This is a genomic window from Spirillospora sp. NPDC048824, assembly GCF_043198455.1.
In the GTDB taxonomy this organism is placed as follows: domain Bacteria; phylum Actinomycetota; class Actinomycetes; order Streptosporangiales; family Streptosporangiaceae; genus Spirillospora.
Window position 1 is genome coordinate 1 of record NZ_JBICUS010000013.1, and the last position, 14,163, is coordinate 14,163.

Below are 14,163 nucleotides of genomic sequence, written 5' to 3' on the forward strand. Positions count from 1 at the left end.
GCTCCGGTGACGATCCGGTCGATGCGCAGCCGCCGCCACAGGTGGTCCAGGACGTAGGCGCCGCCGAACGGGACCGATGCGCTGAACTCCAGGTCAGAGGCCGCCGTCGCGGCCGGGGTCTGGCCCGGTTCCAGCAGCCTCGATAGAGACGCGATCAGCCGCTTGACCGCGTCGCGGTCCAGTTCGTCCTCGCGGCCGAAGGTGAACAGCACCTTCGGCACGGCCCGGCCCTTGGCCGGGTCCCACTGGTTGTGGGCCAGGTGCAGGTAACGGACCGTCCCGGACTTGTTCTCCCGCTTGGTCGTCTTCACGTACACGACTCCAGACGATAGAGCCGCGCCCCTGGTCGCCGCATGCTAATCCTTGAAATCGCGTCTCTAGGCGATTCTGGCGCTTAGTCCAGCCCTCGACCCGCTGACCTGCAGGTTCAGGCGGTGGAGTGCTCCAGGACCCCCGAATTATGTCGAACGCAGGCGAAGGTGCGGAGGGCGTGCGGTGTGCGCAGGACGGCCGCGTACGACGCAGTCACAGGAGGGGTGTTCCTCAGAAAGGCCCCGGTCCGGGCCGGGGCGGTTTGCGGGGACGCCGGATGCCGCCGTCGCCTTCCCGGCGGCGCGGGACGTCCTACGCAAATATGAGGAACTGCACGGGCCGATGGTAGCGCCTCGCGGGCGCCGGATGCGCGGTCAGGTGCGGGTGAGGCGCCAGGTCTCGGGGGACCGGCAGGTGCGGGCGAGGCCGCGGATGGTGGCGCGGGCGGGGTCGCGGGCGATGGCGATGGTGAGGCCCATCTCGGCGGTGAGCCGGCCCGGCAGGGACGGCAGGCGGGCGCCGCCGCCGGTCAGCAAGAGCCCGCCGCTGCGGGCGGTGCGGCGCAGCGGGACCGGCAGGTCGGTGAGCATGTGCCGGATCCCGGTCGCGATCTGTCCCCGCACGTGCTCGGGGATACGGGGCAGGCTGTGGCCCGCCCGGTGTTCGGGCAGGTACTGGATGGACCGGGCGGCGTGGACGCGGCCCCGCATGATGACGGCGGCCTCGACGATGCCCGCGCCGATGTCGAGGATGAGGCGGGGCCGGGGGTCGCCGGGGTCGATGCCGGCGCCGATCGCGGCGGCGAGCGGTGCCTCCATGGGGTGCCACCGGAATACGGCGGAAACGGGCCGTGGCTCAAGTATCTGCTGGTCAGCGCGCTGAGAGTGCGGCGTATGCCGTGGATCTGCCGATCTTGAGGGTGCGGGCTGCTTCGGCGACGGAGACGCCCTCGTCGACCTACAACGTGACCCGACGATACCTTTCAGGCGTATTCCGGCTGGCCCCTCCCCGGACATGTGCGAGGAGCGCCGCGAGGTCTGGACCGCCGCCACCGAACTCCTCGAACGCCTGAACACCCCGGGGACGGATCACTATCATCTCGCAGATGATCACAACGGACGACGAATCCGGCGGAGCTTTGATCGGCCAGGTCCAGGTCGTCCAGCACGCGGGCGCCTCGATGGTCTTTTGCATCGACGACCGGGGCTACGGCATCAGCGCGTGGACGCCGTCGACCGGGCGCTGGACGTCATCGGATCTGACGTACGTGCACGCGGAAGACCCGAGGATGGCCGCGTTCCCCGACGCGGACAACGTCCTCACCACGTTCGCGGCCCTCTCCCGCGGCGGAAGGCTGCTCCTGGCGGCGGGCGGCCATGAGCAGGAACCGGCGCTGTGGGATTTCGACAGCGGCGAAATCGTGGCCCGCACGCCTCTCAGCGGCGCGTACACGGCCGCTGTCATCGCGCTCGACGAGGCGTTCGTGACCTACCAGCTGTACTCGGACGAGATCAGGCTCTGGGCGCCTGACGGCGCCGTCACGGTACTCGGCCACGTACCGAATCTGCGGCGGCTCGCCTTGGTTCGGGACGGCGACCGTACCCTGATCCTCGGGTTCGGGGAGAGGATCACGGCCTGGGACGCCACAACGCTCACCGAAATCGGCGAGTACGCACCGTTCCCGGGCCCGATCCGGGCCGCGACCACGTGCGTGCTGGATCAGGACGCGATGGCCTTCTCGGTGGTGAAGAAGGTCGGGCTCTACGCCTGGCCATTCGGCGCCGGCAAACCCCTCTACGGCCCTGTTCTCCTAAAGGAAGGGCTCCCCGACTCGATGGCGGTGACGAATGTCGACGGTCGTCCGCTATTGGTGATGCCGATCCAGAACTCGCTGCGCCTGCGGGACGCCAAGGACGGAACCCTGGTCGGCCGCATTCCCACGTCCGGGTATCGCGTCACGGCGATGCAGGCGGCGACCGTCGACGGCCGTCCCTCTCTCGTTACCGGCGGGGATGATGGCGTCCTGCGGATCTGGGACGAGACCGACCTCGCCGAACAACTCCGTCCAGTCTGAACCATCCCCCAGATATGGGCATTTGCCCGCAACCCCGTGACGGTGTCGGTGTTGATCACTACCATCCCGCAAATGATCACAAGCAAGGCTCGGGGCTTGAGCCTGGCACTCAACGGTCGTGTCCTGACAGGCCGGAGAGCGCGGGCATAGGCGGTGGAACGCCCGATCTTCAAGGGGTGCCACCGGAATACGGCGGAAACGGGCCGTGGCTCAAGTATCTGCTGGTCAGCGCGCTGAGGGTGCGGGCTGCTTCGGCGACGGAGACGCCCTCGTCGACCAGGCGCCGCAGGGCGGCGAGTTCAGCGGGGCCGATGACCCGGGGGCGGCCGATGCGCTGCTTTCCGGGCAGAATCTTCCTCTCGGCCTCGCGCCGCTTGGCGGCGGCGATCCCCTCGGCCTGACCGGGGTTGAGGAACCTGCGGACAGCCGTTGGCGGTGAGAATGATCTTGGGTTGGGGTGTCCGTTAGGGGAACGCTCACCGGACAACAACGGTGAGCGCCCGGACGCGAACGCGACCTGCGGCGACGCTGTCTCACATAGGTAGTCCGCGAATCTGTCCGGTGAAGGGGGGCTAAACGGTACGCTGCGCGGGTGGGAGAACTCATCGGCTACGCCCGTTGCTCAACCGTCCTGCAAGACCTCACTGCCCAGACCGAGATCCTTCTCGGACTCGGCGTGCCTGAAGACCGCATCTATCTCGACAAGGGACTGACCGGCACCAACCGGGAACGACCCGGCCTCGACCAGGCCCTCGCGGCCGTCCGCGTCGGCGACACCCTGGTCGTCCCTAAGCTGGACCGGCTGGCCCGCTCGGTGCCCGACGCCCGCGACATCGGCGACGCCCTGGTCGCCCGCGGCGTCCGGCTGTCGCTTGGCGGCAGCATCTACGACCCGGCCGACCCCATGTCCAAGATGTTCTTCAACATGCTGGCGGTGTTCGCCGAGTTCGAAGCCGACCTGCTGAAGATGCGCACCCGCGAGGGCATGGCCATCGCCCGCTCCCGCGGCAAGCTGAAGGGCCGCGCACCGAAGTTGACCAGCCGGCAGCAGGCCGAGCTGGTGCGCATGCACGCCACCGGTGAGTACACCATCGCCGAGCTGATGGAGGTGTTCTCCGTCGGGCGGGCGACGGTGTACCGCGTCCTCGAACGCGCCGGCCAAGAACGTGTAGGCGGAGCGGCATGAGTCGCCGCGATGCCAGGCTCGATCGGGACGTGGCCGCGCTGCTAGCCGCCAAGGCGTTCATCGAGATCCGCTGCCTGGCGGGGAATGCCCGGCGGAGGTCGGAGGATAGCTCCGTCGAGGAGGACCTGGACCGCATGAGGTTCCTTGCCGACCTGTGCCACAACATGCCGGGAATCGCCCGGCCACGTCGCTGGCGGCCGTCCCGCAAAGGCGCCTCCCTCAGCAGCTTCCAGCAGGCGATGGCGCAACGGCCGATGAGTTGGACCTGGAACACCGCCGGCCCGGAAGGGCGCGCATGGATGCTGCGTCACGTGGAACAGGCGGGGCTGACGTGGACGCCACCGCCACCGCTCCCAGCTCACCGCAAGGGCCCGTCGCCGATGACGCTGAGGCAGTGGGCCGGTGTTCTCCTGGGGCATTGGCCGGTCAGAGCCCCGATCGGGCGCCAACCGCTGCCAGCCGAAGCACGCATCCTCAAAGCCCTCGACACCGACGCCATCTGCGCTCTGTACACCGAGGCCGGGCGGCTGCGACTCGGACTCGGCAAAGGCGGACCATGGCTCCGGGAACACCTGGATCCCGACGGCGTCCACTACCTAGTACCGGACCCGGCGAGCTATTACTGGCCCGGCAACTCAAATGCCAGCGGCGGGAAGATCCGCTGGTGGCAGTGCACCGTGCTGCTGCGGATGTACGACGGCGAGCAGGTCAGCGGCATGCTCGCCGTACTCCCGGAAACCTTCGCCGCGCTGCCGCCGACCGTGCCCCGACGAGAACAGCTACGCCTCCTACACCGCGCCCGTTCCACCGAACGCGACACCTACCTATGGGGCCGTGACCACAAGCCCGAATGCGCCCCACAGGTATGCGGCTACGTCCCCGAAACCACCGACGACACCCCGCCAGCCGACTGACGAGGCCAGCCCGCTCATCCCTCTGAGCAGAGGACTTCGGAAATCTGTGCAGAGGACTTCGGAAATCGACAGACACTCTAACGACCAGGCTCGAAACCGTCCAGAAACCTCCGTCCATAAAGACGATGCGGCGAAGCCCGTCGATCATGGGGAGCAGAACTGGTGACACCGCTCAAGATCAAAATACTGGCGCGGCCTTTGTCCTCACCCGGCTCACACCTCTACGATTCTTCGCCCGTGATTCGCATACGCTCCTCCAATCTGGCCCGGAGATCCGACAGGTCGTCATCGGGGAATTCATGGGCAAGAAAGTCGAGCCCGTCGCGCAGGTAGGGCAGTGAGGCGCACATCCCGTAGTTGTCCGGATCCGGCTCCGCGAAGAGGTACTGCCAGTCGTAGAGACCCCTGGTGCGCAACATAACGTCGAGGTAGTCGCCGTAGCCGATGCGGAGCCGAGTGGGACCCTGCCTGATGTCGAAGTACCAGATCTCCGACGAGTCCTGGTTCCGGGTGAGCCTCAGCGCGGAGTAGGTGCCGGTCCCCCCCACCGGATGGGTCTCGAATATCTTGAACTCCTCGACCAGTTGCCGCACTTCTTCGGGGGCCGCCGGATTGATCACCGATCTCGGTACGCCACGTATCACCGCCTCGCCGATGTGCATGATACGGAATTCACCTGCGATCGCCTTGAACGGGTCCAGAGCCCGCCAGGCGAACAAGAGGCTGGAATGACGGTGAAAGTTCCGAGTCAGTTCTTCGGATAGCGGAATATCCTCCACTTTCCGTATTATCTCAAATGCGTCTTCGGCGCGTTCCATGTAAACAGCCAACGGTCCCCGGTCGTATTTTTCCGTTCGTATGGAACTGCGCGCCTTGATCTTCTCCACTGTCTCGCGAAGTCTGCGTTCGTAGTCGGTTTCCACGATTTCCTCCAGTTGAGGGTCTCGGTAGTCCTGGCTTTAGATCATGGGGCGAACAGGACGCGGGATTCGAGGTCGAGTTGCGTGGTCGGGGTGGCGGCCGGTGGGGTGAGGTTGAGGATCCAGTTGCCGAACCGGCGGATGACATGGGTGATGTAGGGGGAGATGGTGGCCAGGTTGTCGGGGTCGACGGGGCGGCCTTCGGCTGCGATGGCGTTGGCGGCGTCGGTGATGTCGCAGGCGGTGGAGTAGATCACGCAGTTGGCGAGCAGCTCGTTGAACTTGATGATCTTCTCTTGGTAGTCGGGGTCGTTGTGGCCGATGAGTTTGCCGCCGAACATGAGCCAGTCGGCGAAGCCGTGGAAGGCTTCGTTGCGGTTGGTGACCTGGGTGATCTGCTCGCGCAGGTCCGGGTCGGACAGATACCGCAGCAGCGTGATGGTGCGGACGGCGCGGCCGAGTTCGCGGAAGGCCCGGTAGAGGCGGTTCTTACGAGAGTGGTTGCCCAGACGGCGCAGCAGGGTGACCGAGGAGATCCGGTTCTGCCGGATGGAGATCGCCGTGCGCAGCAGGTCGGTCCAGTGAGTTTCGATGAGCCGCCAGTCGATCGCCTCGTCGCCGAACAGCGAGTCGATGTGCTGGTAGGCGGTCTCCGGGGTGGGCCGGTAGAAGATCAGGTCGTGCCAGTTGCGGATGCGGGGCAGCAGGTCGAACCCCAGGAGCGCTGCGAGGCCGAAGACCGGCAGCGACTGGCCTTGGGTGTCGGCGTGGATGGTGTCGGGCTGGATTTCTGAGGCGTTCTTCAACAAGCCCTCGATGATGTAGACCGCCTCCCACACCCCGCACGGGATGAAGTGGGAGAACAAGGCGACATAGGTGTTGGAGATGTGCCGGTAGGCCAGACCGCCGTAGCCGCCGTACCGGATGTGGCTTTCCGCAAGGAGGTTGTTCTCCCACGTCTCGACCTGGGAACCGTCCGCGGCGACGGTCTTGCCGTCACCCCACACCGAGGCGATATCGAGCTGGTTGAACGCGTTGATCACCGTGGTGGAGGCTTTGGCGATCTTCTCGCTGGTGGCGTGCTGGTTCGCGGCCCGGGCAAGCTCGGCAGCACTGACCTTGCCGCGCATATGCGCGGCGACCTGGGCCGGGCCGAGCAGGGTGCCGTAGGTGAACACCGTGAGCACGTACCGGCCGAGCGCTTCCTTGATCTTCGGGTCCGATCCGGAGGCGGGCCCGAAGCTGTGGTGCCAGCCCAGCTGGTAGGCGGTGCGGGTGAGGATGTCCAGCAGGTCCCGCTGCGGCAACCGATCGTGCACCGCCTCCTCCAGGAGAAGCGCCTCCTTGCTGCGCTCGGCGCCCCTCCGTCGCCGCAGGATCGGACGGCCGCCTTCCAGGACGAGGTCGGTGTTGCCCGGATAGCCGGCGTCGACGCCTGCGGCGACCTCGGTCAAAAGCCCCCGGTAGTGGCCGGTCAGCTCCGCAGCGTCCGTCGGGAGCCCGGCCTCGGCGCAGAACTCCTCCACCAGCGGCGCGCACTCCTGCCAGCTCATGAGCTGGTCGTGCAGGTTGGCGTAGGAGTCAGACCCCGCCACCGCGATGTCCCCCGACCGCAGCTCCGCGGCGAGGTAGGAGAACACGCACACCTCCAGGTGGCGGCGCACCAGCATCCCTGGCCGGGCCGGATCCTTGAGGATCTTCCGCCACATCGCTGAGGCGAACGCGTCCACGTCCGCCGACAACGTCGCCATCACCGTCGTGCCGTCGGGGGCTTGTTGTTCCACCGTGACCTGTTCGGGGACGAACGCGGCGCGGGCGTTCCGCTGGGCCTGCAGGTACTCCACCGCGTCCAGCACGCTGCGGTCGGCGTTGGTCGACTCCAGATCGATCGACTCCACCAGCGTGAACAAAGCGGAGCGGTGCGAGCGGTAGTGCGCCTCCAGCAGCGGTAGGTAGTTGTTGCCGTGATGGGCTGAGACCGCCTCGTGCGCGGCTGCCAGCGCCTCCAGCCCACCCGCCTGCTCCAGGGCCTTAAGCACCAGACGGCCGGCCCGTTCGGCCACGTCCCCCGGTGCCCCGCCCGCAGCGCCAGCCGCGTCCTGGTCGGGCTGTTGCCCGGCTGGGGTGGTGGCTTCGCGGACGCCGTCCAGGACGTCGCCGAACACGCCCAAGAGCCGCTCTGACTCCGCCCGGTGGATCTCCCGCAGCGCCTCCAGCTGGTCACGGCCCTTCTTGTGGATCGCCGCGATCCGCTTGCAGAACATCGTCACCACGTCGTCACGGACCCCGGTCCGCGCCGTGTGCAGCAGGCTGACGATCAACGTGAGCCGCTTGTCCTCATCCAGCACCTTGCGCAGGTCCGCGACGTCGGTCACCCGCGCCTCACCGGCGAAGTGCGCGACCTTGCCCGGCGGGACGCCTTCCAGCCAGGCCTCGGTCGGGCCGATCGCGTCCAGGTCCCGCAGAAACGCCAGACGGGCCTTGAACTTGCCCAGTGACGCGGCCTGCGCCACGTCCTTCAACCCGTCGTACTCGCTGCGCCGGGAGACCGGATCCACCGCCAGCAGCCGGGCCAGCCCCGCCCGGGCCGCAGCATCGACCCGGCCCGCCACCAGCGTGAAGAACCCGCGGTTCACCTCGGTGCGGATCTTCTTGGTCAGCTCGTCCAGCGTCGTGTAACCGGGCAGCTCGCACTGCGCCCGGACCAGCTCCTCCAATGCCACGTTGATCAAGTCAGCCGGATTGTCCTTCGCCTGCGCTGCCTTGCCGATCGCCTCGGCCGCCACCGCCCGAACCCCGGCCGCGTCGTAGGTGACGCCCATCCGGGTGCGCACGAAACTCCGATGCCGCTTCGCCGACCGCTCCGCGGCCTCAGCCAGCATCACGCCCTCGGGCAACCCGACCACACTGCGGATGTGCTCGGCGACCACCGCCGGGACGTCGGCGAGCTTCGGGAAGTACCCCAGCCGCTGGTAGGCCTTCAGCCACACCAGCAACGCCAGCAGGTGCTGGTCATCCTGCGTCTTACCGCGCGCCCACTCCACCTCGCCGGCTGACGGAGTGAACACCTCCGCCAGCTCCCGCGCAGACACCGCCCGCGTGAACCTCGGGTACGCCGTCCGGTCGATCGACGCCACCCGAACCCCCGGAAACCGTCACCAACCAGCGCGAACCCCTGGAGTCTACGGCCGATGATCAAGAGCGCGGCCCGTTTCTGCCGTATTCCGGTGGCACCCGTCCATGGTGCGGACGGGGCGGCCTGCGGCGGCGCGGACGGCGGCGGCCGCGCGGTCGAGCTGGGCGCCGCTGGCGGCTGCCGGCACGGCGAGCAGGATTTCGCGGAGTTCGCGTTCGGGGTCGGCTTCCAGGAGGGTGAGGCGGGTCAGCCGGGTGCAGGCGCAGGCGTCGGTCACCATGCCGTGCTCGATGGGGCGGGCCCGGAAGGTACGGCCGGTCCGGCCGGTGGGGGCGGGCCCGCCGACCGCCGAGGGGCGGTCGACGAGCACGTCGCGGGCGGGCAGCGTCGCCCGGATGCGGCTGCTGCCGAGGTCGATGGCCGCGTGCGGGCCGGGCGGCGTCAGGGTGGGCATCAGCGCCGTCGTTGCTGGCACCGCACGCAGCGGCGCGCGTAGGGGAGAATCTCCAGGCGGCCCGCGGGGACGGGTTCGCGGCAGTCTTCGCAGAGGCCGTAGGTGCCGTCGTCGAGGCGGGTGAGGGCGGCGTCGATCTCCTCCAGCGTGCCCTGCAGGCTCTCGCGGCGGGCGAAGGACGCCTCGTCGGGGGCGCCGTCCTCCTCGTGCTCCAGGACGGCGAGCTGGGCGATCCGGGTCTGGCGCTCCCGCTGGAGCAGCTCCCGGGCCTGGCGGGTCTGCGCGCCGTCCGGCGGGTAGCCGCCGGACGTGCCGTGGACCGCGATGTTCACCGTCATGTCTCTCGGGCTCCCTTCGGCGCCAGGGTCACGGGCCGGCCGACCTCCACCATGGACGGCGGGGGAGCGGTCGTCCATCGGGTGTGACACCCATCTTCGGTCGGGGCGCCGTGCAGCCGGGGTCAGCCGCTCCATTCGCGGCGGCGGGCCTCGGCGAGGGCGATGGCGGTGGCGACGGCGACGTTGAGCGAGCCGACGCGTCCGATCTGGGGGATGTAGGTGACGGCGTCGGCGGCGGCGAGGAGGGCGGGGGAGCAGCCGTGGTCCTCGCCGCCGACGGCGAGGCAGACGTCGCCGTCGAGGGGCGCTTCGTGCAGGGGGACGGCGTCGGTGGTGAGTTCGACGGCGATGAGGCGCAGGCCTTCTTTGTGGACGGCGGCGGCGGCTTCGGCGGGGGTGCCCGCGTGTTCCCAGGTGACGAGGCGGTCGGTGCCGAGGGCGGTTTTGGCGGCGTTGCGGTGGGTGGGGGGTGTGGTGTTGCCGGCGAGCCAGAGGTGGTCGACGCCGAACACGGCGGCGCTGCGGACGATGGAGCCGACGTTGAAAGGCTGTGTGACCGATTCGACCAGGAGGCCGAGGCGGGCGCCGGTGCGGCGCCGCCAGTCGCGGTTGAGGCGTTTGACGTCGGTGGGGCGCAGCTGCCTGCGCTCCTGCGCGGGGCCGGGGGTGGTCATGGGGTGGGGCCTTCTGCTCGGGGTGCGACGCGCAGGACGCGGTAGGCGGACCGGGAGGCGATCCGTTCGGTGGGGAAGCCCTGGCCGTCGAGCCACCGCTGGAGGGAGTCGGAGCCGAGGTGCTTCTGGACGACGAGGTGGGCGTGGCCGCCGGGGGTGAGGCGGGGGAGCCAGGCCAGGAGGAGGTCGTGCAGGGCGGCCTTGCCGATGCGGATCGGGGGGTTGGACCAGATCGCGGTGAAGCGGAGATCGGGGTCGACCTCGTCCCCCAAGATGAACCTTACATTGTCAAGGCCCGCGGTTTTGGCATTGCCTTCTGCGAGTTTCAAGGCTCGTTGATTAACGTCCACACCCCAAACCATCGCCTGGGGCGAACGCTTGGCCAGGGTGAGGGCGATGGGGCCGTATCCGCAGCCGAGGTCGAGGAGGTCGCCGGCCTGCGGAGGGGTGGGGGCCGTTTCGAGGAGGACGCGGGTGCCGGGGTCGACGCGGTCGGGGGAGAACATGCCGCTGTCGGTGTCGAGGCGCAGGTGCAGGTCGGGCAGGACGAGGTCGACGGAACGGCGGCGGCTGGCGGCGTCGGGCCGTTCGGCGAAGTAGTGTTCCCCCACGTCGGCCGACCGTATCAGCGTCCGGTGGGTACCGGCGCCGCGGCGGGGCGTCAGGGCAGCCGGGAGAACCAGGCCAGGGAGGCGCCCGCGGCGCCGAGCGCGAACAGCAGTGCGATGCCGGTGTAGCGGGCGGCGACGTCGCGGTGCTCGGTCTTGAAGCCGAGGGAGCTGCCGATGTTGGTGTAGACGTCGCGGAGCTGGTCGGCGTCGGCGGCCTCGTAGGCCTTGCCTTCGGTGCTGTCGGCGAGGGCGCGCAGGGTCTCCTTGTTGACGGAGACGCTGGTGGTCTCGCCCTCGATGTCGACGGTGCCGTAGGGGGTGCCGAAGGCGATGGTGGAGACGGGGATCTGGGCGACGCGGCTGGCGTCGATGGCCTCCTGGACGGTGCGTCCGGTGGTGTTGTCCCCGTCGGACAGCAGGACGATGTGGGAGGGCGGGGGGTCCTGGCGCGCTTCGGCGTCGAAGGACCGGACGGCCTGCAGGGAGGTGAAGACGGCCTCGCCGATGGCGGTGCGCTTGGCGAGGACGAGCTGGTCGATGGAGGCGATGGCGGCGTTGCGGTCGGCGGACGGCGCGGCGACGAGGTTGGCGCTGCCGGCGAAGGCGACGACGCCGACGTTGAAGCGTCCGGGGAGGTCGCCGATGAACGTCTTGGCGGCGGCCTTGGCGGCTTCGAAGCGGCTGGGCGGGACGTCCCTGGCCATCATGGACAGGGAGACGTCGACGGCGACCATGATGGTGGCGCGGTCGCGGGGGACTTTGACGGAGTCGGCGGGGCGCGCGAACCCGACCATCATGAGGGCGATCATGACGAGGAACAGGACGGCGGCGACGTGCCGGCGCCATCCGGGTCGTTTGGGGGCGATCTGGGACAGCAGGGCGAGGTTGGTGAAGCGGACGGCGTAGGTGCCGCGGCGGAGCTGCAGCAGTGTGTAGGCGGCGGCGAGGAGCGGCAGGAGGCCGAGCAGCCACAGGCGTTCGGGTGACAGGAAGGTCATGGGCGCGCTCCCGCGGTGCTGACGGACGGGCTCCGCTCGACGGACCGGCCGGCTGCGCGGCGTTGGCGGAGGGCGAAGCGGGCGATGTCGGCGATCCAGTCGCGGTCGGTGCGCAGGACGAGGTGGTGGGCGCCGCTGCGGCGCAGTGCCTCGCGGTTGCGGTCGCGTTGGGCGGCCGCCGCGGCGGCGTACTGCTCGCGGACGCGGCGGTTCAGCACGATCTCGTGGGCGGTTCCGGTCTCGGGGTCGGTCATCTCGACGAGGCCGATGTCGGGGAGGTCGAGTTCGCGGGGGTCGATGATCTCGATGGCGAGGACCTGGTGGCGGGCGGCGAGGCGGCGCAGGGGGCGTTCCCAGTCGGGCCGGCCGTGGGTGGCGGCAGGGGAGGCGGGGTCGAGGCCGGGGGTGGGGTCGCCGCCGTCGGGGGCGAGGAAGTCGGAGATGACGACGCGGAGGCCGCGGCGGGTCTGGCCGCGGTCGAGGGAGGTGATGGCGGCGGCGAGGTCGTGGGGGGTGGTGGCGCCGGTGCGGGCCTTGCCGGTGCGGGGGGCGCCGTCGTGGACGGATTGGGCGTCCAGGGCGGCTTGGAGGAGGGCGTACATGGCGGCTTTGCCGGTGCGGGCGGGCCAGCGGCGCATGCCGTCGGAGTGCAGGAGGTAGGCGCCGGCGCGGTCGCCGAGGCGGACGGTGAGGAAGCCGACGGCGGCGAGGGCGGCGACGGCGAGGTCGCGTTTGATCATGGTGCCGGTGCCGAAGTCCATGCTGGGGGTGAGGTCGACGAGGGCCCAGGCTTCGAGTTCGTGGTCGGCGATGAGGTCGCGGACGTGGGGTGTGGTGGTGCGGGCGGTGACGGCCCAGTCCATGTGGCGGACGTCGTCTTCGCCGGGCTGGTAGAGGCGGGCTTCGGCGAGTTCGGTGCCGGGGCCGGGGAGCAGGCCGAGGTGTTCGCCGTTGAGGAGGCCGTCGAGGCGGCGGGTGACCTGGAGTTGGAGGCGGCGCAGGGTGCGTTCGGGGGCGAGGTGGGCGAGTTTGCCGCTGCGCCGGCGCCGGGCCGAGCCGAGCTCGTCCGATGGGTGGGTCATGCGCTGGTCACCGCCGCTGCTCCGTGGTTCCACACGACGCGGGGCGGCGGGACGGCGGTGACGATCTGGGCGATGACGTCGGCGGTGTCGACGCCGTCGGCGAGGGCGTCGAAGGTGAGGACGAGGCGGTGGGACATGACGTCGCGGGCGACGGCGCGGACGTCGTCGGGGAGGACGTAGTCGCGTCCGGACAGCAGGGCGAGGGCGCGGGCGGCGGAGGCGATGCCGAGGGTGGCGCGGGGGCTTGCGCCGATGTCGATGACGCCGCGCAGGTCGGGCAGGCGGTACTGCTCGGGTTCGCGGGTGGCCATGACGAGCCGGACGATGTAGTCGGCGATGAGTTCGTGGACGGCGACCTCTTCGGCGGCGCGCTGGAGTCCGGCGAGGCGCGGGGTGTCGAGGATGCGGGTGGCTTCGGGTGGGTCGACGCTCATCCGCTGGAGGATCTGGAGTTCTTCGTGGGCGGCGGGGTGGTGGACGTCGATCTTCATGAGGAAGCGGTCGCGCTGGGCTTCGGGGAGGGGGTAGACGCCTTCGGATTCGATGGGGTTCTGGGTGGCCAGGACGATGAAGGGGTCGGGGAGGGGGTAGGTGTTGCCGCCGAGGGAGACCTGGTGTTCGGCCATGACCTCCAGGAGGGCGGACTGGACTTTGGCGGGGGCGCGGTTGATCTCGTCGGCGAGGACGAAGTTGACGAAGACGGGGCCGAGTTCGACGTCGAACTGTTCGGTGGAGGGGTGGTAGATGCGGGTGCCGACGATGTCGGAGGGGACGAGGTCGGGGGTGAACTGGAGGCGGGCGAAGGTGCCGCCGACGACTTTGGCGAGGGTGCCGACGGCGAGGGTCTTGGCGACGCCGGGGACGCCTTCGATGAGGCAGTGGCCGCGGGCGAGGAGGGCGACGATCATTCGTTCGACCATGTGGTCCTGGCCGACGATGACTTTTTTGACCTCGGCGAGGGTGTTCTGGAGGAGGGCCGCGGCCTCGTCGACGTCGGTGGCGGCGATGGTCATTGTGGGTTTCCCTCACTGTGCCTGGGTGCCGGGCTGGGCGCCTTTACGACCCTACGCGATCACTTGTACCCGTTCGCCGGGGATACGTGCGCGTCGCCGGTGATCGGTTGGGGGCGGGGGGTGTCCGGTGCGGGGGGTCGTTGTCCGAGCCGATGGTAGGGCGTGGTTGTTAGTGTTGCGGCCATGTCGAGGCCGTTGCCCCCGGGTGATCCTGCTCAGCTGGGGCCGTTCCGCTTGTCCGCGCGTTTGTCGGAGTCCGCTGCCGGGATCGTGTTCCTGGGGGTGGACGGTGAGGGGCGGCGCGCGAGTGTGGCGGTGCTGAATCGGGGTGCCGCGGGGGATGCGGCGGCGCGGGGCCGGTTCCGTGCGGCGATCAATGCGGCGGTGCCGGGGCGTGGGGCCGGGCCGGCGGTGGGTCCTGGTGGGCCGGCGCCGGTGGTGGCGGCGCAGC

Annotated in this window: 13 protein-coding genes and 1 pseudogene; 3 read left to right on the plus strand and 11 right to left on the minus strand. The window is 69.5% G+C overall.

The features are described 5' to 3' along the window. Positions 1 to 317, minus strand: a pseudogene (locus ACGFIS_RS24405) (transposase); the annotation flags it as partial. A gap of 369 nt (positions 318 to 686) precedes the next feature. Further along, complete coding sequence (locus ACGFIS_RS24410; protein WP_392972613.1) at positions 687 to 1,130, minus strand: rod shape-determining protein; 444 nt, start codon at positions 1,128 to 1,130, stop codon at positions 687 to 689. A gap of 287 nt (positions 1,131 to 1,417) precedes the next feature. Here ACGFIS_RS24410 and ACGFIS_RS24415 point away from each other — a divergent pair, with 287 nt between their 5' ends. From ACGFIS_RS24415 to ACGFIS_RS24425, 3 genes are all read left to right on the plus strand, one after another. Further along, positions 1,418 to 2,386 (plus strand): WD40 repeat domain-containing protein, encoded by a 969-nt coding sequence (locus ACGFIS_RS24415; RefSeq protein WP_392904157.1) that lies wholly within the window; start codon positions 1,418 to 1,420, stop codon positions 2,384 to 2,386. Positions 2,387 to 2,978: 592 nt separating this feature from the next. Then, a complete protein-coding gene (locus tag ACGFIS_RS24420) occupies positions 2,979 to 3,572 on the plus strand; it encodes a recombinase family protein (protein ID WP_392904159.1) in 594 nt (197 codons plus the stop codon). Beyond that, positions 3,569 to 4,486, plus strand: coding sequence for a hypothetical protein (locus tag ACGFIS_RS24425; RefSeq protein ID WP_392972615.1), 918 nt, complete (start codon positions 3,569 to 3,571; stop codon positions 4,484 to 4,486). The genes ACGFIS_RS24420 and ACGFIS_RS24425 overlap by 4 nt, the downstream gene beginning before the upstream one ends. Before the next feature lie 221 nt (positions 4,487 to 4,707). On the opposite strand, the gene ACGFIS_RS24430 is transcribed toward ACGFIS_RS24425, so the two are convergent. The 9 genes from ACGFIS_RS24430 to ACGFIS_RS24470 all read right to left on the minus strand — a co-directional run bounded on the left by ACGFIS_RS24430 (position 4,708) and on the right by ACGFIS_RS24470 (position 13,712). Then, a complete protein-coding gene (locus ACGFIS_RS24430; RefSeq protein WP_392904164.1) occupies positions 4,708 to 5,409 on the minus strand; it encodes a hypothetical protein in 702 nt (233 codons plus the stop codon). 41 nt (positions 5,410 to 5,450) lie between these two features. Beyond that, a complete protein-coding gene (locus ACGFIS_RS24435; RefSeq protein ID WP_392904166.1) occupies positions 5,451 to 8,543 on the minus strand; it encodes a Tn3 family transposase in 3,093 nt (1,030 codons plus the stop codon). A 45-nt stretch (positions 8,544 to 8,588) separates the two neighbouring features. Continuing rightward, positions 8,589 to 8,996, minus strand: a complete 408-nt coding sequence (locus tag ACGFIS_RS24440) for a hypothetical protein (RefSeq protein WP_392972617.1) — start codon at positions 8,994 to 8,996, stop codon at positions 8,589 to 8,591. After that, positions 8,996 to 9,334: a TraR/DksA family transcriptional regulator gene (locus ACGFIS_RS24445; protein ID WP_392904424.1), complete on the minus strand. Its 339-nt coding sequence runs from the start codon at positions 9,332 to 9,334 to the stop codon at positions 8,996 to 8,998. Before ACGFIS_RS24445 ends, ACGFIS_RS24440 begins: the two co-directional genes overlap by 1 nt. A gap of 122 nt (positions 9,335 to 9,456) precedes the next feature. Next, on the minus strand, positions 9,457 to 10,008 hold the full coding sequence (locus ACGFIS_RS24450; protein ID WP_392972619.1) for a TrmH family RNA methyltransferase: 552 nt from the start codon (positions 10,006 to 10,008) through the stop codon (positions 9,457 to 9,459). After that, positions 10,005 to 10,619: a class I SAM-dependent methyltransferase gene (locus ACGFIS_RS24455; protein ID WP_392972621.1), complete on the minus strand. Its 615-nt coding sequence runs from the start codon at positions 10,617 to 10,619 to the stop codon at positions 10,005 to 10,007. The genes ACGFIS_RS24450 and ACGFIS_RS24455 overlap by 4 nt, the downstream gene beginning before the upstream one ends. A gap of 50 nt (positions 10,620 to 10,669) precedes the next feature. Beyond that, positions 10,670 to 11,617, minus strand: coding sequence for a VWA domain-containing protein (locus tag ACGFIS_RS24460; RefSeq protein WP_392904415.1), 948 nt, complete (start codon positions 11,615 to 11,617; stop codon positions 10,670 to 10,672). Continuing rightward, the gene (locus tag ACGFIS_RS24465) at positions 11,614 to 12,699 is read right to left on the minus strand and encodes a DUF58 domain-containing protein (RefSeq protein WP_392904413.1); all 1,086 of its coding nucleotides are present in this window, start codon (positions 12,697 to 12,699) and stop codon (positions 11,614 to 11,616) included. The genes ACGFIS_RS24460 and ACGFIS_RS24465 overlap by 4 nt, the downstream gene beginning before the upstream one ends. Beyond that, positions 12,696 to 13,712, minus strand: a complete 1,017-nt coding sequence (locus ACGFIS_RS24470) for an AAA family ATPase (protein ID WP_392904411.1) — start codon at positions 13,710 to 13,712, stop codon at positions 12,696 to 12,698. The genes ACGFIS_RS24465 and ACGFIS_RS24470 overlap by 4 nt, the downstream gene beginning before the upstream one ends. Positions 13,713 to 14,163: the final 451 nt, after the last annotated feature.

Excerpts from the sequence above, each read along its gene's own strand:
- ACGFIS_RS24410 (WP_392972613.1), bottom strand. The coding sequence starts at position 1,130 with ATGGAGGCACCGCTCGCCGCCGCGATCGGCGCCGGCATCGACCCCGGC.
- ACGFIS_RS24415 (WP_392904157.1), top strand. The coding sequence starts at position 1,418 with ATGATCACAACGGACGACGAATCCGGCGGAGCTTTGATCGGCCAGGTC.
- ACGFIS_RS24425 (WP_392972615.1), top strand. The coding sequence starts at position 3,569 with ATGAGTCGCCGCGATGCCAGGCTCGATCGGGACGTGGCCGCGCTGCTA.
- ACGFIS_RS24440 (WP_392972617.1), bottom strand. The coding sequence starts at position 8,996 with ATGCCCACCCTGACGCCGCCCGGCCCGCACGCGGCCATCGACCTCGGC.
- ACGFIS_RS24445 (WP_392904424.1), bottom strand. The coding sequence starts at position 9,334 with ATGACGGTGAACATCGCGGTCCACGGCACGTCCGGCGGCTACCCGCCG.
- ACGFIS_RS24450 (WP_392972619.1), bottom strand. The coding sequence starts at position 10,008 with ATGACCACCCCCGGCCCCGCGCAGGAGCGCAGGCAGCTGCGCCCCACC.
- ACGFIS_RS24460 (WP_392904415.1), bottom strand. The coding sequence starts at position 11,617 with ATGACCTTCCTGTCACCCGAACGCCTGTGGCTGCTCGGCCTCCTGCCG.
- ACGFIS_RS24465 (WP_392904413.1), bottom strand. The coding sequence starts at position 12,699 with ATGACCCACCCATCGGACGAGCTCGGCTCGGCCCGGCGCCGGCGCAGC.
- ACGFIS_RS24470 (WP_392904411.1), bottom strand. The coding sequence starts at position 13,712 with ATGACCATCGCCGCCACCGACGTCGACGAGGCCGCGGCCCTCCTCCAG.